Origin of the sequence: Agreia sp. Leaf244 (genome assembly GCF_001422695.1) — a bacterium.
GTDB lineage: Bacteria > Actinomycetota > Actinomycetes > Actinomycetales > Microbacteriaceae > Agreia.
Genome location: NZ_LMLX01000002.1, coordinates 863,530 through 882,063, shown reverse-complemented (window position 1 = coordinate 882,063; position 18,534 = coordinate 863,530). Strand labels below are relative to the sequence as shown.

Genomic DNA, 18,534 nt, shown 5'->3' with positions numbered 1-18,534 from the left:
GTGCGCGTGCACCCCGCCCCTCGAGGGAGCTAGGCGTTGCCGAGCGCTGCGAAATGCAGCACGTTGTACTCGAGCAGGTTGCGGGCGTCGTCGATGCCCGTAAGCCCCGAGCGCGTCACCGTGGTGGTCTGCAGCGAGCCCGTCGAGAACCAGTACTTCGAGGCGATGACCTTCTGCGCGATCGCGCCGTACGGCTCGTCGTCGCCGGCGAGGAGCGCCGCGTCGAGGTCGTCGGTGAGGCCGGGGACCTCGGCCGCGAGCAGGTCGAGTCCGCCGCTGGGCGTGTAGAGGATGCGCGCCCAGGCGTCGACATGGCCGGCATCGGGGAAGACCGACATCACGACGAGGTCGGGTGCCGCCGCCAGGTCGTCGGCGAGGCTGTAGATGGTTCCCGCGCCGTAGGAGATCGACTCGGCCGGGAGTCCCGCGCTCGAGAGATCTGCACCCAGTTCGTCGGCCACGGCCTTGCCGTCGGGCGAGGAGCCCGCGTAGCCGATGCGGATCGTCTTGCCCGCGGCGATGCCCGACTCGGCCAGGGAGGCCAGCGCCGTCGGGTCGTAGGCGACGCCCTGGTCGTCGAGCGAGGCGTCGAGCATGCCCGCCGGGAACAGCTGCGTGGTCGGAACCTCGAGCTCACCCATGGAGGACTCGAGGATCGTCTTCGTGTCGATCGCGGTGAAGAGCTTCGCGCGGTCCTCGACCGTGGTGAAGATCGTGGACTGCGGATTCACGAACAGCGTCTGGGTCGTGAAGTTCGCGAAGGTCGAGGCGTCGAGTGAGTCGTTCGACGAGTAGTCCTCGAAGCTCGTCTTGTTGATGTCGCCGAGCACCGCGTCGATCTCTCCGCGCTCGAGCTGGAGCTGAACGGACGAGGCGTTCTCCGAGAGGGTGATGTCGACGGTGCTGAACTCGGGCTCGTCGCCCCAGTAGTCGTCGTAGGCGGTGAGCTCGTACGACTGCCCGGTGGTCACGGAGCCGAGTTCGTAGGGACCCGTGCCCGCGTCGTGCTCGGTGAGGTATCCCTGGGCGAAGTCGTCGCTGGCCTGCTCGGTGAGGACCGTCGGGCTGATCATCTTGACGCCGAAGGGAGACGCGAGGTAGTCGAGGAAGGCCGAGTTGGGTGCCGCGAGCGTGACCTCGACCGTGTAGTCGTCGACGGCAGTGACCGACGTGACGTCGGCGACCATGTACGCGGGGCCCGCATCGACGTCCGTGCGCCGGGCGAACGACGCGATGACCGCATCCGCTGTGAAGTCGGTGCCGTCGTGGAACGTCACGCCCTTGCGCAGATCGAAGGTGTAGGTGAGCGAGTCGTCCGAGACCGTCCAGTCGGTGGCGAGCCGCGGAACGATCGTGGCCGTGGTGTTGCCGTCCTCGTAGGAGACGAGTCCCTCGTACGTGTTCTGGATGATGTTGAGCCCGGGCCCGTCGTAGTTCACGTCGGGGTCGGGCGGGGTGGAGTAGGCGCCGAGCAGCACGACATCGAAGGTGTCGCCTGAGGCGAAGGCGTCGCCCGAGGTGCTGGGTGCGCAGGCGGTGAGGGCGAAGGCGGATGCCGCGACGAGGGCCGCTGCGGTCAGCGCCCGTCTGCGCAGGCTGGTCGCGCGGGCGGAGCGCGTGGTGGGGCTCTGGATCATCGTGGGTACGGACCTCTCGGGAGCGGTGGGAGGGGCATCGGAAGCGGTGCCCGTGCGAATATCTATCGCTGACAAAAACTAACCCCCCGGTATTTCCGCCCCGTTGCCGCGTGTTACATGCGTGTAAAATCTATCGCTGACAGGTATTTGATAGATTGAGGGAAGAATCCAGCCCCTCATTCCGAAAGGCGAGCCCATGCCGCCCCTGCTCATCGCCAACGCCCGAATGATCGACGCACTCGGAGGAGAGCCCCGCGACGGGCAGGACATCCTGGTCGACGACGGCACGATCGCCGCCATCGCGCCCACCGGCAGCCTGACCATCGCCGAGGGGCTCTCGAGCCTGGAACGCATCGACGCCCGCGGCCTCACGGTGATGCCCGGGCTCTTCGACTGTCACATCCACGCGAGCACCACGCCGGATCAGGGCGCACTCGAGGGCATCACCGAGGCCGAGAGTGCCAAGACCCTGCGCGCCGTGCCGCAGCTGCGGGCAACGCTGATGGCCGGTGTCACGACGGCACGCGACCTGGCCGGGGCGGATTCCGGGTTCCGGGACTCGCTGGAGGCCGGGGTCATTCCTGGCCCGAGGCTGCTGATCGCCCTGCGCATCCTCAGCATCACCGGCGGGCACGGCGACTCGCGCGCGGTCAACGGGCTCGCGCTCGACTCCGGCCCGGGGGCGGGCGCGATCGCCGACTCCCCGCAGGAGTTCGTTCGGATCACCCGCGAGGCGATCCGCGAGGGGGCCGACTGGATCAAGATCGCCGCGACCGGAGGCATGGGGAGTCCGCGCAGTCACCCCGAGGGCGGCGGCCTGAGCGAGAGCGAGATGCGGGCCGTCGTCGACGAGGCGAAGAGGCACGGCATCGCGGGCGTCGCGGCCCACGCCATCGGCGCCGCGGGTATCGCCGCCGCCGTTCGGGCCGGCGTGCGCAGCATCGAGCACGGCTACCTCGTCGACGACGAGACCATCGAGGCCATGATCGAGCGGGGCACCGTGCTCGTTCCCACCCTGTCGACGCTCACCCGCGCGGTGTCGCCGACCGCGGCGCCCTGGGTGGTCGCCAAACGACGGCGCACCGTCGAGCGGGCCGGGGAGCGCATCTCCGCCGCGCTCGCGGCGGGTGTTCAGGTAGCGCTCGGAACGGATGCGGGGATCGTGCCCCACGGCGACAACCTGCGCGAGCTCGGCCTGCTCGTCGATCACGGGCTCACGCCGATGCAAGCGATCCTGGCCGGAACGGCGAACGCGGCCCGGCTGAACGGACTCGACGACGAGGTGGGCACCCTCGAGGTCGGCAAGCGTGCCGATCTCGTCGCGACCAGAGTCGATCCGCTCGGCGACATCCATTCGCTCGCCACGCCCCACGCGATGTCGTTGATAGTGCAAGCTGGAGACGTGATCACACGACCTTCGGAGACGGTGACGCGATGACGGCCGACGCACCGGTTCCCCTGCACGACGACGAGCGCACCGTGGTGCGCCGCCGGCCCGGCAGGCCGCGATCGGCCCCGAAGGCGGCGCCCGACGCCAGTACGCGTGACGAGATCCTGGATGCTGCGGCCCGCCTGTTCGCCCAGCAGGGCTACGAGGGCACCACGACGCGCCAGATCGCCGAGCTCGTCGGCATCAAGCAGGCGTCGCTCTACTATCACTTCGCCGACAAGAGCAGCATCGTCGTCGCCCTGCTCGACGGAACAGTGTCGCCGTCGGTCAGCTTCTCCGACTGGCTCCGAGACGTCGAGGCCCGCCCGGAGGTGAAGCTCTACGCCCTCGCCGCGTACGACCTCGACGTGATCCTCAATGATCCGTGGAGCATGCACGAGCTCTACCGCATCCCCGACGTCGCCGCGAAAGAAGAAGAGAGCGGCAGGGTCGAGCTCACCGTGCTCCAGTCCCGCTACCTCGAGCTCGCGCGCGAGACCGCCCAGCTCGGATCGACCACGCCCGGCGCACTGTCGGTGCCCGAGTCGGATCTCGTGCTGATCTTCGGGCTGGTCGAGAGCATCGTGGCGCAGCGGTACTGGGGCGGCGTCAGTGACCGGGCGGCCTATGCCGCGACAGTGCCCCGCGGTTGCCTTCGCCTGCTGGGCGTTCCGGAGCAGGCGATCGCCGAGGCGGCCGACGAGGCGGGCCGGCTCGTCGCGAGCTACCCCGGAACCCCGCCCCGCCGCTAGGCGCCGAGCAGCTCCACCAGGAGATCGGCGAGCCGGTCGGGCATCGACAGGAACGGCGAGTGGTCGCTGTCGATCGAGGTCGTGGTCGTCGCCCGGGCCGCCATGCGTCGTTGCACGTGCGGCGGAATCGCCCTGTCGTCGGTGCAGACCACGTAACTCGACGGGATGTCGCGCCACGCCGCATCCTGCACGCTCTGCTCGAACGACGCGAGCGACTGCGGCGCCAGGTCGCGGATCGCTTCGGCCGCGACGGCAGGCGGGCAGCGGTTGTAGAAGAGGCGGGCGGGGTCGACGGCGGAGATCGTGAGCCCGTCGTCGGAGATCGCCCAGTCGCTGTCGTCGCCCTCGTCGACCAGGTCGAGCAGCGTCTCGCCCGCATCGGGCATGTAGGCCGCGAGGTAGACGATGCGGCTCACGCTGCTCGAGCCCGCGACGGCCTCGGTGCTGGGCATGCCGCCGTACGAATGACAGATCACCATGGCGGGTTCGTGCGCCGGCACGGCGTCGAGGGCGGAGCGGATCGCCTCGACGTCGGCGTGCAGGTCGCCGAGCTCGGGGGAGGCGCTCGGCAGGTCGACCGTGGCGCACCGGATGCCTCGCGCGGCGAGGGCGCGTTCGAGCAGGTGCCAGCTCGAGCCCCGGTGGCTGGCGCCGTGCACGAGGAGGACGTGGGGTGCGGTCATCGTGGGTTCCACTTCTGTCGGCGGACGGATGACATATTTCTATCATCGATAGTTATCGACCGTCGCGCGAGGGTGGCCTTCGGCGTATGGGCCGCTTCGTCATCTACGGCACCGTTGTCAACGCCACCGTGCGGGGCGGCCTGCGCGCCTAGCCTGAGGCCGTGACGACCCCGACTCCCGCCCCGCGCACCCGCTGGATCTTCGCCGGACAGCTCGGCCCCGTCTTCGACGACGGCGGCCCGATGATGATCGTCGAGGCGCGCTCGGTCTTCGGCCGTCGCCCCATGCACCGGGCAAAGGCCCACCTGCTGCTGTCGGCGATGAGGCATCGTGCCGCGGAGCTCGGCGACCGGGTCGAGTACTTCCGGGTCGACCGCTACTCCGAGGCGGTCGACGGGCGTGACGACCTCGAGGTCATCGACCCCACCTCCTGGTCGGCTCGCCGCTTCGTGCGAGACCGAGGCATTCATATTCTGCCGAGCCGCGGATTCGTCACGAGCGAGACCGACTTCGCCGCGTGGGCGAACTCCCGTGTCGGCAAGCGCCTGCTGCTCGAGGACTTCTATCGGGGCGTGCGCGAGCGCACCGGAATTCTGATGCGCGGCGACCAGCCCGAGGGTGGCGCGTTCAACTACGACCATGACAACCGCACCCCGCCGCCGAAGAACGCGCCGGGCCTCGGGCTGCCCGACCCGTGGTGGCCGGTCGAAGACGAGATCGACGACGAGGTTCGAGCAGACCTCGACCGGTGGCAGCGCGACGGAGTCGTTCAGCTCGTGGGCGACGACGGCCCTCGCCGCTTCGCCGCCACTGCGGCCGAGGCCGAGCGCGCCCTCGCCGACTTCGTCGAGGTGCGGCTGAACGACTTCGGTCCCTTCGAAGATGCCATGCTCACGGGCGACTGGACCATGGCGCACTCCCTGCTCAGCGCCCCCATGAACCTCGGCCTGCTCGACCCGCTTCAGGCGATCGACACCGTCGTCGCCGAGTACCACGCCGGCCGCGCGCCGCTGCCGAGCGTCGAGGGCTTCGTGCGCCAAATCATGGGGTGGCGCGACTACGTCTGGCACCTCTACTGGCACCTGGGCGAGGGCTATCGCACGAGCAACAACGCCTTGGATGCCCACACCCCATTGCCCGAGGCCTTCCGGCTTCTCGACGCGGCGGCCATCCGGTCGAACTGTCTCAGCCAGACGATCGACGGGATGCGCACGCACGGCTGGGCCCATCACATCCAGCGCCTGATGGTGCTCGGAAACTGGGCCCTGCAGCACGGCTACGACCCGGTCGAGCTGAACGACTGGTTCGTCGACATGTTCGTCGACGGAACGCCGTGGGTCATGCCGGCGAACGTGATCGGCATGTCGCAGCACGCCGACGGAGGCATCGTCGCCACGAAGCCCTACGCGTCGGGCGGGGCGTACATCGACCGCATGTCGGACTACTGCGGGGGATGCATGTTCAATCCGAAGGTGCGGCTGGGCGAGGACGCGTGTCCGTTCACCGCCGGGTACTGGGCGTTCCTCGACCGGGTCGAGGCGCGCATCCGGCACAACCACCGCATGGCCCAGCCGCTCAGCGGGCTGCGGCGCCTCGCCGATCGCGAGGCGGTGGTCGACCAGGAGCGGCATCGGGAGGAGTGGTGAGCGGGCAGGTTCGGTAGGGTGCCACGTATGAGCTACACGACGACCGGGTCCCGCATGTCTTTCGGCACCGCGATCAGCACGGGCTTCCGAAGGTACGCCGAGTTCACGGGCCGATCCGGCGTCGCGGAGTTCTGGTGGTTCATGCTCTTCATCGTGCTGGTGAACTCGGCGGCGAAAGCGCTCGACTCCACGCTCCTCGGAGCGGACAGCGGCGAGGCCGGACTCTTCGCGACGCTGTGGGCGCTCGGCACCCTGGTTCCCGTGCTCGCCATTGCGGTGCGCCGACTGCGCGACGGTGGCAACCGCTGGACCCAGCTGTTCTGGCTGCTGCTGCCGATCGCCGGGCTGATCGTGATCATCATCCGATTCTGCGATCCGTCGAAGCCGGTCACCGTTCAGGACGAGCCGGTCATCTGAGCACGGGCCGCCTGAGCTTCGGCCGAGCGCAGGCCGTCGGCGTCAGTCGGACCGGCCCCGATCGAAGTGCGTGCGCACCAGCTCGACCTGCTCCGGGGTGAGGTTCCATCTCGTGGCGCCGTCGCCGAGTGTTCCATAGAGTGCGCGCAGGAAGTCGCGAATCGACTTCGGGCTCACCCCCAGTTCGATCGCCAGGTCCTTCGGTGTCACCGGATCCGATTCCATGAGCCCCCCTCACGTATCCCTACATGTGAACTCTAGGGCACACTCGATACGCGATGGAAGATACGGACCATCGCGGTCAGGGAGGCCTACTCGACCGGCGCAACTCGACCCCTCGAGGCGCACGGGTCGTGTGGCGCCGTCGTGCCCATCCGAGGTCTCGAGAAGGGCGTGACGGCGCGACGCGATCAGGAACCTTACTTGGCGCGGCGCCGTGAGGCCCATCCAGCGCGTCTGGATGGGCGCAACGGCGCTACGCGGCGCCTGGCGACGGCTCTTATGGGTGGCCTCGATACGGCCGGAGGCGGCCTACTCGACCGGCGCGACCTCGGGGGAGCCTTCGGCCAGGTCGCGCAGCGGCACGAGGGCCGGTCTCTCCGTGGTGCTCTCGATCGTGATGGTCTCGCGGCTCGCAGACGAGCGCAGGATCGCATCCATGACCTCGAGCACGTGCAGGGCCAGGCGACCGGATGCGCGGTGCGGTCGATCCTCGACGATCGCCTCGGCGAGATCGGCGAGTCCGACGCCCCGGCCGGCGTCGATGAAGCCCGCGGCATCCGGAACCGTCGCCCACTCGTCGTTCTCGCTGGTAGCGATCTCGACCGGCATCGAGAAATGGTTGGGATCAGGGACCGCGAGCGTTCCCTTGGTGCCGAAGACCTCGAAGAGGGGCGAGCGCGTCTTCCACACCTCGAAGCTCATGGTGACGGTCGACGTGACGCCGCCGACGTGGTCGAGCAGCGCGGTGATGTGCGTGTCGACGCCCACCTCGATCGGGGTGCCGGCGGCCGGCCCGGTCTCGATCGTTCGAGGGCGCGCCGAGCGCACGGCGAGCCCGGAGACGCTCGCGACGGGACCGAAGAGGTGCACGAGGGCGGTGAGGTAGTACGGCCCCATGTCGAGGAGCGGCCCGCCGCCGGGCTGGTAGTAGAAGGCCGGGGCCGGGTGCCAGCGTTCGTGGCCGGGAGCCGACCAGAAGACGTTCGCCGCGAATGGTTCTCCTATCGCGCCGGAGTCGAGGGTCTGCCTGGCCGTCTGGATGCCGGTGCCCAGCACGGTGTCGGGCGCGCTGCCGTAGCGCAGTCCGAGCGACTCGGCCAGGTCGAGCATGGGCGCGGCCTCTTCGGGGTTCAGACCGAGCGGCTTCTCGGCGAACACGTGCTTGCCCGCGCGCAGGGCCCGGGTTCCGACCTCGACGTGCGCGGCCGGAATAGTGAGGTTGAGCACGGCGTCGACGGCGGGGTCGGCGATCAGCTCGTCGACGGTGAGGGCGCGAACACCCTCGTGGGCCGCGGCGACCTCGCGCGCGCGATCCATGTCGAGATCGGCGACGGCCACGACGGTGAGGCCCGGCAGCTTCGGCATGCTCGCGAAGTACTGCTCGCTGATCTTGCCGACCCCGATGATTCCGATGTTCAGCGTGCTGCCCACAGCAGCCCCCTCTCGATGATGGTTCTCACGTTCGTGTCCTGCAGGATCTCGACCCGGTGCCCCGGCGTCGAGACGAAGATGCGCCCCGCGCCCCACTGCCTGGTCCAGATGGCCGGCGAGGTGACCGGTCGGTTCCAGGGATCCCACGGGCGAACGGCCTGAGTGGTGGTGGCCAGAACGTCGTTGTAGTCGTCGTGCAGAACCCAGTACTGCTCGGTCACGAGCTCGAAGTCGGCGATGCCCTGCGTGATCGGGTGTTCGGCGGCGGCCGCAGTCATCTCGATGCGGTGAGGCATGTAGTTGTCGGACTGCTCGCCCGTGCGCTCGTCGGGGTGCTTGCCCGGATGCGACGCGAACTGCCCGCCGATCATCTGAAGGTAGTCGGAGTTGTTGCGATACGAATCGGCGATGCCGCCGTGCCAGCCGGCCAGGCCGGTTCCGCTCTCGACGGCCCCGCGGAGGCCCTCGAACTCCTCTTTCTCGATGGTGTTCATGGTGTTGGCCTGAACGATCAGGTCGACTCCGGCCATGGCGTCTGCGTCGGCGTAGACGGCAGGGGATCCCTCGACGCGCACGGTGAAGCCGTTCTGTTCGAGGAACGGGATGAACAGCTCGGTGGCCTCCACGGGCTGGTGGCCGTCCCAGCCGCCGCGCACGACCAGCGCTGTCTTCGGAGTGGGGTGAGGGGGCTGATCGGTCATCGTCGTCCTTCGGGTTCGGGGCCTGGCGCATCCGCATCGAAAGTTGCGCAAATCGGCATCGGATGCGAAGCGGACTCCATTGTGGTCGTGCCGGTCGGCCCGCACAAGCGGTCGTGCGAAGTGAGCTGAGTCGTTTTTCTTTCGAAACTTGCGCAACTGCTCCGTAGAATCATCGGGTGGACTCCCAACGCCCGGCATCGCCCCGAGCGACCCTCGCGCGGGTGGCCGAGCACGCGGGCACGAGCATCCCGACGGTGTCGAAGGTGCTCAACGGCAAGACCGACGTCTCGCACGAGATGCGTGCGCGTGTGCTCGAGGCGGTGCACGCCGTGGGGTACACCCGGTCGATCCGGCGGCAGCCCGCGAGCGGTCCGGGCGGTTCGAGCGCGGCGACCGACCCGACCGACCCGGCAGGCTCGATCACCGGTCTCCGGTCGATCGATGTGGTCGTGGGGCATCTCGAGGGAAGCTGGATCACTCGGGTGCTGGAGGGCATCGAGGAGGAGGCGTCCGATGCGGGCGTCGACCTGACCCTCTCGGTGGCGCGACCCGACGGATCCTGGATCGGACGACTGCTGGGCCGTTCGACACTCGGGGCGATCGTGGTGCTTGTCGACATGTCTCCCGCCGAACTGCACGCGCTCGCCGACGCACCTGTGCCCGTGGTCATCGTCGACCCCGGAAAGAGGCCGCCCGATGGCGTGTCCAGTGTCGCCGCCACGAACTGGGACGGCGGGCGCATGGCCGCCGAGCACTTGCTCGCACTGGGCCACACGCGGTTCGGCATCATCGCGGGCAAGCCGGCTCACCTGTACAGCAGCGCACGAGTCGACGGCTTCACGACCGCCCTGCGCTCGGCCGGCATCGTCGTGCTGCCGGAGCTGGTCGCGCACGGCGACTGGGATCGCGAGCGTGCCCGGGTCGAATCCGCGCGGATGCTGGCGTCGGCCGGGCACAGGCCCACGGCTATATTCGCGTGCTCCGACGGCATGGGGCTGGGCGTCTACGACGCCGCGCTCGAGGCCGGGCTCCGGATTCCGGACGACCTCAGCGTCGTGGGTTTCGACGACCTGCTCGAGCCCGCGTGGGCGACGCCGCCGATGACGACGATCCACCAGCCCATCCGGGAGATGGGGGCGGCGGCGTTCGGCATGCTCGTGCAGGCCCGGCGAAGCTCCCGATCATCGATGGCCCGCCAGCCCGGCATCGAATTGCAGACCCGGCTGGTGACCCGCGCATCCACCTCGCCGCCGCGCTGAGGCAGGCGGCCGAGTCGAAGCAGGCCGCCGCGTCGGCTAGCGGCCGAGTCGGCTAGCGCCAGAAGCCGCGGTGGGGCTCGGCGGCCTGCTCTTCGAGGGCGGGGCCCGCGACCACGACGGTGCGCTGGCCGCGCGCCAGCACCTCCCTGCTCGGCAGGTCGAGGGTGGGGTTCTGGGGGTCGTCGCCGGTGAGGGGAATGAGAGCCTGCTCGGGGAGCGCGTAGACCATGCGCCCGATGCCGGCCCAGTAGATGGCGCCCGTGCACATGGCGCAGGGCTCGCAGCTCGTATAGAGGGTGAATCCCCGCAGCTCGTCGAGCGAATACTGCTTCGTCGCCAGGCGCACGAGGTTGGTCTCGGCGTGGCCGGTGGCGTCGGAGTGCGTCACGACCGTGTTCTCGGCCGCCAGCACCTCGGCACCGTGCTCGTCGACGAGAATCGCTCCGAACGGGTGGTTGCCATGCTGCTTCGCCTCGATCGAGACGAAGATCGCCCGGCGCAGGTGCGAGAGGTCGGATTCGGAGACGGCGGTCGAGAAGGTGGGCATGAGATCAACCTATTGGATGTGATCTCGATACGCCCGGCTCGCTGCGCGAGCCGGGCTACTCGATCCGCGCGGGGTTGTGCGAGCCCCTTCGACAGGCTCAGGGAACGGGTCCCCTACCGCGCGACGTCGATGAGGACCTTGCCGACGACTCCCTGCTCCACCGCGTCGTGCGCCGCCGCCGTCTCGGCGAGCGCGAAGCGCGTGAACGGCAGCCCCGTCTCGTCGCCCGCGCCCAGTGCGCCCGCGGCCAACGCCTCGGAGACCGAGGCAATGGCATCCTGCTTCTCGTCGTCGCTCACCGTGTACGTGAGCAGAAAGCGCAGGCGCACGTTGCGGCCCATGGCAGGGCCTATCGGAAGCGACACGCGGTCGTCGCCGTCGGAGGCGTAGCTCACGATGGTGCCGCCGCGGGCGATGATCTTCTCGTCGAGCTCGGCGTTCGCCTGCAGGTTGACCTCGACGATGATGTCGACGCCCTTCGGCGCGAGCTGCTTGACGGCCGCCGCCACGTCGTCGGTCTTGTAATTCAGGATGTGTTCCGCTCCGGCCCGGCGGGCGAGCTCGGCCTTCTCGTCAGACGAGACGGTGGTGATGACCGTGGCCCCCGCCCACGTCGCGAGCTGGATCGCCGCGTGGCTCACGGCCCCGGCGCCACCGGAGACGAGCACCACTCGGCCCTCGAGCGAGCCCGGCGACAGTCGGTCGGGCAGGTTCTCGTGGGCGGCCAGCGCGAGGGCTGCGGTCAGAGCCGGGATGCCGAGGCTCGCGCCGTCGTCGAACGTCGCGTCGTCGGGCAGCGCGACAGCATGGGTCGCCGGCAGGGTCACGTACTCCTGGGCAGTGCCGATGCTCGTGCCGAAGGCCACGTCCCACAGCCAGACGCGGTCGCCCACGGAGAACTGCGTCACGCCCTCGCCGACCGCGTCGACTACCCCCGCGCCATCCTGGTTCGGAACCTTCGGCGCGTCGAACGGGCCGCTGCCCGCCCCGGCGCCCGCACGCGACTTCCAGTCGGTGGGGTTGACCCCCGAGACCACCACGCGCACGCGCACCTCGCCGTCGCCCGGGTCGACGGGCTCCCGCTCGGTCAGCGTGAGAACGCCGGAATCTCCCGTGTGGTCGTACGTGACTGCGCGCATTCTGTGCCTCTTTCTGTCGTGACTTCGGTGGGGTCGCTCGCCACAACTCAGGAAGAACCGGGGTGGCATGTACGGAAACCGCTTTGACTCGACGTTATTCCTGCGAGCGGGTGAGCAGAAGCCCTGTCGGAACGAGTCGGCACCGGGGGTGATGTCGGTGGGGCTGCCGAGTCGGAAACGCACTTGGATGGGTTTTCGGCCAAATCGCCGCTCTAAATCGAAGATTGCTCGACCGCGCCGAAACATTCCGAAAGATCCCGAAAGCCCTTGCGGCCCGGAAGAGCCCTGCAGTAACGTCCAACAGCAAGAGCGTCTGTCTCAATGGTGAGAGGTAACAATTTCCGTGGCATCCATGCACAAAGAACGACTTTCAGCGCGTCGGCGAATCACCAGGGGGCTCGCGGTCCTGGCCGCATCCACCCTGATCGCTACGGGCTTCGCGGCCACAACGGCCGCTCCGGCCTTCGCGGCCAACTCCGACATCGGCTACCCGACCTTCGCGGGCGACGCCAACCCCGTGCCCCCGACGGGTGCGTACAACACCCGCAATCAGCTGCAGTCGATCTTCGACGCCGACGTGGCGGCGGGCGCCGGCACCGACACGTCGAAGGACTTCTGGTTCGACACCATGCTCGCCCGCACCGGCACCGCCGGCAGTAACGGCGACAACAACCAATGGCTCTTCACCCGCGGCCGCACCGTGTTCATGAAGGAGCACAGCCCCGAGGTCCTCGGCTTCGGCGGCCAGGTGGCCTACTGGGAGTCGATCGACAACCGCGGCGCCTACGACATCGTGCTGCGTGTCGGCGGAACCCCCGTGGCCCTCACCGAGGTCACCGCCGAGCGCAAGCAGACGCCGAGCTACTGGCGGAGCGTGCACACCAACGCCGCTCAGGGGTTGCGCGTCGTGCAGACAAAGTTCATCACCAACGGCAACGTGGCCGTCACCAACCTCGACGTCTCGAGTACCGGAGGGGCCACCATCGAGCTGCGCGCCGCATCCGGCTACGCCACCACGGTCGAGGGCGACGAGCTCACCGGTGTGGTCTCGTCTGCCAACAACCTCACGACGGTGTTCCCCCGATTCTCGGGCGACGGCTTCACCGTCGACGCCGGCCAGCTGACCCGCACGCTGGATGTGCCGGCCGGCGGCACGGCCAGCGCCAAGGTGCAGCTCGGCTTCGTGACGCCCGAGATCGAGGAGAGCCGCACGGAGTACGACGCCGTGCGCGCCGCCACCCCGGGCGCCGCCTTCACGACGAGCGTGACCACCTACAACAAGTGGTGGGCCGACAACGTGCCCTACCTCGACACCCCCGAAGACAACATCGACAAGACGCTGTTCTACCGCTGGTGGCTCATGCGATTCAACTTCCTCGATGCGAACATCCCGGGCAACGACTACCAGTTCCCCACCTCGATGGAGGGCGTGCTCGGCTACAACAATGCGATCGTGCTCACCACGGGCATGTTCATCGACGACCTCAAGTACTTCCGCGACCCGATCTACTCCTACGGGCCCTGGGTGTCGGCGGGCGAGACGAGCAAGAGCTACAAGTTCGTCGACAACCCCGGCGACCCCGCCAACTGGTCGAACAGCTACACGCAGTACATCTCCGAGGCCGCGTGGCGCGCCTACCAGCTGCACGGCGGGCCGGCACCCATCGCATCCAACCTCGCGGAATACGCCGAGTACGACGTGAAGGGCCTGCTCGACGCCTACGACACCGACGACAGCGGTCTGATCGACTACAACTGGGGCGCGATGACGGGCAACGACGCCGACGCCGTGTCCTTCCACGAGCGGCCCAACGCCAGCATGGACCGCACCGAGAACGCCTACCTCTATTCGAACGCGTTGGCGTCTGCCGAGGCCTATCGCCTGGCCGGCAACACCGCCAAGGCCGACGAGATGGACGAGTTCGCGCAGACCATCAAGGAGAAGGTCGTCGAGCTTCTGTGGGACTCCGACGAGAACCTGCTGAAGCACCGCTTCACGTCTGACGGGCAGCTCGCGAAGTGGAAGGAGATCAACAACTACTACCCCTTCACGGTCGGCCTCATGCCGAAGCCGGGCGACGCGGACTACAACGACGACTACGTCGACGCCCTGCGCCTGTTCGCCGATGACAAGCAGTACCCGATCTTCCCGTTCTACACGGCGAACCAGGCCGACCAGGCCGACTACGGCGGACCGGGCAGCAACAACTTCTCGGTCATCAACTCCACGGTCACGTTCCGCATGCTGGCCAGCGTTCTGCGCAACTACCCGACCGACGCGATCGACTCCGAGTGGTACAAGAAGCTGCTCTACTGGAACGCCTGGTCGCACTACCAGAACGGCGGAGACAACCGGCTGCCCGACCAGAACGAGTTCTGGTCGAACGGCTCGGCCGACCCCCAGAACATCGGCTACCGCTCGTGGATCCACCACACGATCCTCGGAACCACGAACTTCACGATGATCGAGGATGCGATGGGCCTGCGCCCCCGCACCGATGCGAAGATCGAGCTCGACCCGATCGACATCGAGTGGGATCACTTCACCGCCAACAACATCAAGTACCGCGACAGCGACCTCACGATCACGTGGGATGCGCCCGGCGGCACGAAGTACTACGGCGCCGATGTGCCCGAGGGCTACTCGGTGTTCCTCGACGGAGAGCTGGCCTTCACGGTCGACAAGCTCAGCCACGTGACCTACGACCCGGCCACGGGCGAGGTCGAGGCTCCGGCCGGCGTCACGGTCACGACCGAGACGACGAAGGATGTCACGGCACCTCGAGACGTGCAGTTCGCGTCGACCGACCGCGTCGTCGACCTGTTCGCCAAGGCGGGCGCCGACATCGACCCCCGCAGCGTGGGTTCGACGAACCTCGCCGCGGGTCAGCCGGTCACGGCCTCGTTCTCGGCAGCCTCCCGCCCGCCGGCGGGCGCCGTGAACGGCACGACCATCAACGAGCCCTTCTGGGGAACCGCAGGTTCTCCGAACGCGAAGGACTCGATCGAGGTCGACCTCGGCTCGGCGAAGTCCTTCGACGACATCCGGGTCTTCTTCTACAACTCCTCGTCGACCGCGACGGTGCAGGGCTACTCCGAGCCCGCGCAGTACACGATCGAGTATCAGGACGGCAGCACCTGGAAGCCGATCCCTGCCCAGGCCAGAACGCCCGTCTATCCGCGGGCCAACCTGAACCAGGCTCAGTTCCCCGAGATCACGGCGCAGAAGGTTCGGGTCACCTCGACCCACGCGGCCGGGTTCAAGACGGGAATCAAGGAGGTGCAGGTCTTCTCGACTGGCGTCGAGGCCCCGGCCTCGACGAACCTGCCGCCCCAGGTGGATGCGTGGCGTGACGCCGCGTACACCGCCGCCGGCCAGGCGCGCCTCATCGGCACGGCCAAGGACGACGGCCTGCCGGGCACCGACCTCACCACGAGCTGGAGTGTCGTCAGCGCCCCGACCGACGGGCTCGCCGTCTTCGAGAATCCGGATGCCGCCACCAGCGTCGTGCGCTTCACCGCGGCCGGCGACTACACGCTGCGCCTCACGGTGAACGACGGAGAGCTGTCGAGCACAAAAGACGTGGTCATCTCTGCCGAGGTCGCCGCGGGCGGCAACAACGTCGCGGGGTCCGCGACGCCCACGGCCGAGTTCACCGCCGGCTGGAACAACGTGAACGCCGTCAACAACGGCACGATCCTGCACTCTGGAGGCGCCCAGACCGAGCTCTGGGGCACGTGGTCGGGCTCGCGACCGGCGACGCGCTGGCTGCAGTACGACTGGTCGAGCCCCGTGCGGGTCAACTCGCTCGAGGCCAGCTTCTGGGCCGACCAGACGAGCGCCACCTCAGGTGCCGGCGTCAACATCCCGAAGTCGTGGAAGGCCCAGTACTGGGACGGCACGGCCTGGGTCGACGTCGAGAACCCGAGCGACTACGGCGTGGCCCGAGATGCACCGAACTCGGTGACGTTCGACGCGGTCACCACCACGAAGCTGCGCCTCGTGCTCTCGGCCGCGGGCCCGGGAACGGGCGGTGACCCCTACGCGGGTGTCGCGGTCAGCGAGTGGAAGGTGTTCGCCGAGGCCCCCGAGTCTCTCGACCCTGTCTCCGTTCGAACGAGCGTCGGGGTGGCCCCGGTCCTTCCGGCGACGGTCGACGCCGTCTTCGCAGACGGTTCGCGGCAGGCCACTCCGGTCGCCTGGGCTCCGATCGACGCCGCCAGCTACGCGAACGAGGGCAGCTTCGAGGTCATCGGCCTCGTCGACGGGGCATCGGCCCCGGCGAAGGCCACCGTCTGGGTCCGTGCGACGCCTCCCGGCCAGATCAACACGATCGACCCTGTCTCTGTGAAGACGAGGGCGGGAGTCGCCCCGGCACTGCCGTCCACCGTCACCGTGCAGTACAACGACGGATCGCGGCAGAGCGGCGTGGTCGTCGACTGGGCCGACATCGACCCGGCCCAGTACGCCACCGACGGAACATTCACCGTGGCCGGCGCCGTGGAGAACTCTCCCGTCGCCGCCTCGGCCACCGTTCAGGTCGGCACCGGTTCGCCCGTCGACTCGACGAAGCCCGTTGTGACGGTCACCCCGTCGAGTGCCGCCCCGGCATCCGGCTGGTACACGGGCCCCGTCACGGTGACGCTCTCGGCCACCGATAACGCCGATCCGGCCCCCGTACTGGAGTACGCGGTCGACGGCGGGGCCTGGACGGCCTACACGGAGGGTGTCGCGGTCTCGACCGATGGCAGCCACACCGTGCAGGCCAGGGCACGCGACGCCGCGGGCAACGTGTCGACGGTCAAGGAGCTCGCCTTCGCGATCGACGCGACGAAACCCGCCATCGTGAGCGTTCCGGATGCGATCGGTCGCACGGTCAAGGCCAGTGCGAGCGACTCCGGTTCGGGAGTCGCGAGCCTCGAGTACCGCATCGGCGACGCCGTGGAGTGGACCGCGTACACGCGCACCATCCTCGTCGGCCTCGACGAGACGGTCGTGCACCTGCGCTCCACCGACAAGGCGGGCAACGTGACCGAGGCCGAGCCGGTGACCGTCGCGGCCAGCGACGGAAACCACCGACGCAACGTGGCGCTGTTCGCCGTACCCACGGCATCCGTCACCGCCGGCTGGAACTCGGTGAACGGACTCAACGACGATGTGCTGCCGACCTCGTCGGGAGATGTCACCCCGAACGACAACGCCAACGTCTGGGGCGCCTGGCCCGAGATCGGCACCCAGTGGGTGCAGTACGACTGGACAGAGGAGGTGACCGTCGATGAGGCGCAGCTCTACTTCGTCTCGAACCTCGACGGCGCGGGCGTGGGCATCTCGGTGCCGAAGTCGTACATCGTGCAGGCCTGGAACGCCGAGACGTCGACCTGGGTCGAGGTGACGAACGCGTCGGAGTACCCGACCGCGATCGACACCTTCAACACGGTCACGTTCGACCCGGTCACCACCACGAAACTGCGTGTCGAGCTGAAGGCCGCGGGCACCGCCTCGGGCGCCGGAAGCCTCGGCATCAAGGAGTGGCGCGTCTTCGAGAAGGCCGCGGCCGTGGTGCCCGACACCACGGCGCCGGTTCTCACCGTGGCCGTCGCCCCCGAGGCTCCCGCGTCGGGCTGGTTCACCGGCACGGCCACGATCACCGCATCGGCGATCGACGACCGCGACGACGCGCCGAAGGTCGAGGCCAAGGTCGGCGACGCCGAATGGGCGCCATACACGGCGGCCATCGCGATCTCGACCGACGGCAGCACCACGGTGCTGCTGCGGGCGACGGATGCCGCGGGCAACGTCTCGGAGACGCAGACCGTGACCGTGAAACGCGACGGCACGGCGCCCACGGTGACGCAGTCCTTCGATTCGGCAGCGCGCACTCTCACGCTGACGGCATCGGATGCCGCATCGGGCGTCGCGCAGGTCGAGTACCGCATCGCGGGCGGCGAGTGGACGGTCTACTCCGCTCCGTTCGGCACCGGCGACGCGGCCGTGACGATCGACTACCGGGCGAGCGACCTGGCGGGCAACCGTTCGGAGAGCGCCTCCGTCGATGTTCCGGCCAAGCCGACCGGGCCCGTCGATCCGACGGACCCGACCGATCCGACGGACCCGACCGATCCGACCGACCCGGGAACGCCGACCGATCCGGGAACCCCCGGTGAGCCGTCGGGCGGCCTGACCGGCCTCGAGATGCTGAACCTCGGCGTCACGACGGTCTCCCCGGGCGGACAGGTTCCGGTGTCGCTGAAGAACGCCGAGCCCGGCGCGGTCTTCCGCATCGAGCTGCGCAGCACCCCGGTCACGCTGGGAACGCTGACGGTGGCGGCCGACGGCACGGCTCAGGCGGTCGTCACGATTCCCGTGTCTACCGAGGCCGGAGCGCACCGCATCGTGCTCGTGAACCCGGGCGGCGAGCTGTCGGCGCCGATCACCGTCGTGGTGGCGGGAGGCCCCGGGCCCGACGTGATCGCATCCACCGGTGTAGGGGAGCCGGTGGGCTTCATCGCCTGGGCCGCGACCCTCGCACTGATCGCCGGACTGGGTCTGTACCTCACGGCCCGGTCGCGTCGGTCGACGCGTTCGACCCGCTCCGCCGCGCTGCTGGAGTAGTCGCATCCCCCTTCGACAGGCTCAGGGAACGGACCGTTCCCTGAGCCTGTCGAAGGGC

General features: G+C 68.8%; 13 protein-coding genes. 6 read left to right on the top strand and 7 right to left on the bottom strand.

The window, feature by feature from the left end; genetic code table 11:
* Nucleotides 1-29: 29 nt before the first annotated feature.
* Nucleotides 30-1,637, bottom strand: a complete 1,608-nt coding sequence (locus ASF06_RS08885) for an ABC transporter substrate-binding protein (RefSeq protein ID WP_055945675.1) — start codon at nt 1,635-1,637, stop codon at nt 30-32.
* A 196-nt stretch (nt 1,638-1,833) separates the two neighbouring features.
* On the opposite strand from ASF06_RS08885, the gene ASF06_RS08880 reads away from it, so the two are divergent.
* Both ASF06_RS08880 and ASF06_RS08875 read left to right on the top strand, forming a co-directional pair.
* Complete coding sequence (locus ASF06_RS08880; RefSeq protein ID WP_055945672.1) at nt 1,834-3,075, top strand: metal-dependent hydrolase family protein; 1,242 nt, start codon at nt 1,834-1,836, stop codon at nt 3,073-3,075.
* On the top strand, nt 3,072-3,818 hold the full coding sequence (locus ASF06_RS08875) for a TetR/AcrR family transcriptional regulator (protein WP_055945670.1): 747 nt from the start codon (nt 3,072-3,074) through the stop codon (nt 3,816-3,818). The genes ASF06_RS08880 and ASF06_RS08875 overlap by 4 nt, the downstream gene beginning before the upstream one ends.
* Here ASF06_RS08875 and ASF06_RS08870 read toward each other — a convergent pair.
* Nucleotides 3,815-4,501: an alpha/beta hydrolase gene (locus ASF06_RS08870; protein WP_157439124.1), complete on the bottom strand. Its 687-nt coding sequence runs from the start codon at nt 4,499-4,501 to the stop codon at nt 3,815-3,817. The genes ASF06_RS08875 and ASF06_RS08870 overlap by 4 nt on opposite strands.
* Nucleotides 4,502-4,662: 161 nt before the next feature.
* Here ASF06_RS08870 and ASF06_RS08865 point away from each other — a divergent pair, with 161 nt between their 5' ends.
* A complete protein-coding gene (locus ASF06_RS08865) occupies nt 4,663-6,147 on the top strand; it encodes a cryptochrome/photolyase family protein (protein ID WP_055945665.1) in 1,485 nt (494 codons plus the stop codon).
* Nucleotides 6,148-6,174: 27 nt separating this feature from the next.
* Nucleotides 6,175-6,564 (top strand): DUF805 domain-containing protein, encoded by a 390-nt coding sequence (locus ASF06_RS08860; protein WP_055945663.1) that lies wholly within the window; start codon nt 6,175-6,177, stop codon nt 6,562-6,564.
* A gap of 42 nt (nt 6,565-6,606) precedes the next feature.
* Here the strand turns inward: ASF06_RS08860 and ASF06_RS08855 are convergent, their stop codons facing one another.
* The 3 genes from ASF06_RS08855 to ASF06_RS08845 all read right to left on the bottom strand — a co-directional run bounded on the left by ASF06_RS08855 (nt 6,607) and on the right by ASF06_RS08845 (nt 8,918).
* Nucleotides 6,607-6,789: a hypothetical protein gene (locus ASF06_RS08855; protein WP_055945661.1), complete on the bottom strand. Its 183-nt coding sequence runs from the start codon at nt 6,787-6,789 to the stop codon at nt 6,607-6,609.
* A 306-nt stretch (nt 6,790-7,095) separates the two neighbouring features.
* Nucleotides 7,096-8,217, bottom strand: a complete 1,122-nt coding sequence (locus tag ASF06_RS08850) for a Gfo/Idh/MocA family protein (RefSeq protein WP_055945659.1) — start codon at nt 8,215-8,217, stop codon at nt 7,096-7,098.
* Nucleotides 8,202-8,918 carry a ThuA domain-containing protein gene (locus ASF06_RS08845; RefSeq protein WP_055945657.1) on the bottom strand — a complete coding sequence of 239 codons (717 nt, stop codon included), beginning with the start codon at nt 8,916-8,918 and terminating at the stop codon, nt 8,202-8,204. The genes ASF06_RS08850 and ASF06_RS08845 overlap by 16 nt, the downstream gene beginning before the upstream one ends.
* A 176-nt stretch (nt 8,919-9,094) precedes the next feature.
* Here ASF06_RS08845 and ASF06_RS08840 point away from each other — a divergent pair, with 176 nt between their 5' ends.
* Entirely contained in the window at nt 9,095-10,177 is a 1,083-nt protein-coding gene (locus ASF06_RS08840) for a LacI family DNA-binding transcriptional regulator (RefSeq protein ID WP_200920340.1), read from the top strand.
* 52 nt (nt 10,178-10,229) lie between these two features.
* Here the strand turns inward: ASF06_RS08840 and ASF06_RS08835 are convergent, their stop codons facing one another.
* Together ASF06_RS08835 and ASF06_RS08830 are read right to left on the bottom strand one after the other, a co-directional pair.
* Nucleotides 10,230-10,724, bottom strand: a complete 495-nt coding sequence (locus tag ASF06_RS08835) for a nucleoside deaminase (protein WP_055945655.1) — start codon at nt 10,722-10,724, stop codon at nt 10,230-10,232.
* A 113-nt stretch (nt 10,725-10,837) separates the two neighbouring features.
* Entirely contained in the window at nt 10,838-11,863 is a 1,026-nt protein-coding gene (locus ASF06_RS08830; protein WP_055945653.1) for an NADPH:quinone reductase, read from the bottom strand.
* Between the two features lie 352 nt (nt 11,864-12,215).
* Here ASF06_RS08830 and ASF06_RS08825 point away from each other — a divergent pair, with 352 nt between their 5' ends.
* Nucleotides 12,216-18,476, top strand: coding sequence for an OmpL47-type beta-barrel domain-containing protein (locus ASF06_RS08825; protein ID WP_082500859.1), 6,261 nt, complete (start codon nt 12,216-12,218; stop codon nt 18,474-18,476).
* The last annotated feature ends 58 nt before the right edge of the window (nt 18,477-18,534 follow it).

What these genes read in the sequence shown, in the direction of transcription:
- ASF06_RS08885 (WP_055945675.1), bottom strand. Translation starts at nt 1,637, where the DNA reads ATGATCCAGAGCCCCACCACGCGCTCCGCCCGCGCGACCAGCCTGCGC.
- ASF06_RS08880 (WP_055945672.1), top strand. Translation starts at nt 1,834, where the DNA reads ATGCCGCCCCTGCTCATCGCCAACGCCCGAATGATCGACGCACTCGGA.
- ASF06_RS08875 (WP_055945670.1), top strand. Translation starts at nt 3,072, where the DNA reads ATGACGGCCGACGCACCGGTTCCCCTGCACGACGACGAGCGCACCGTG.
- ASF06_RS08870 (WP_157439124.1), bottom strand. Translation starts at nt 4,501, where the DNA reads ATGACCGCACCCCACGTCCTCCTCGTGCACGGCGCCAGCCACCGGGGC.
- ASF06_RS08860 (WP_055945663.1), top strand. Translation starts at nt 6,175, where the DNA reads ATGAGCTACACGACGACCGGGTCCCGCATGTCTTTCGGCACCGCGATC.
- ASF06_RS08855 (WP_055945661.1), bottom strand. Translation starts at nt 6,789, where the DNA reads ATGGAATCGGATCCGGTGACACCGAAGGACCTGGCGATCGAACTGGGG.
- ASF06_RS08845 (WP_055945657.1), bottom strand. Translation starts at nt 8,918, where the DNA reads ATGACCGATCAGCCCCCTCACCCCACTCCGAAGACAGCGCTGGTCGTG.
- ASF06_RS08835 (WP_055945655.1), bottom strand. Translation starts at nt 10,724, where the DNA reads ATGCCCACCTTCTCGACCGCCGTCTCCGAATCCGACCTCTCGCACCTG.
- ASF06_RS08830 (WP_055945653.1), bottom strand. Translation starts at nt 11,863, where the DNA reads ATGCGCGCAGTCACGTACGACCACACGGGAGATTCCGGCGTTCTCACG.
- ASF06_RS08825 (WP_082500859.1), top strand. Translation starts at nt 12,216, where the DNA reads ATGCACAAAGAACGACTTTCAGCGCGTCGGCGAATCACCAGGGGGCTC.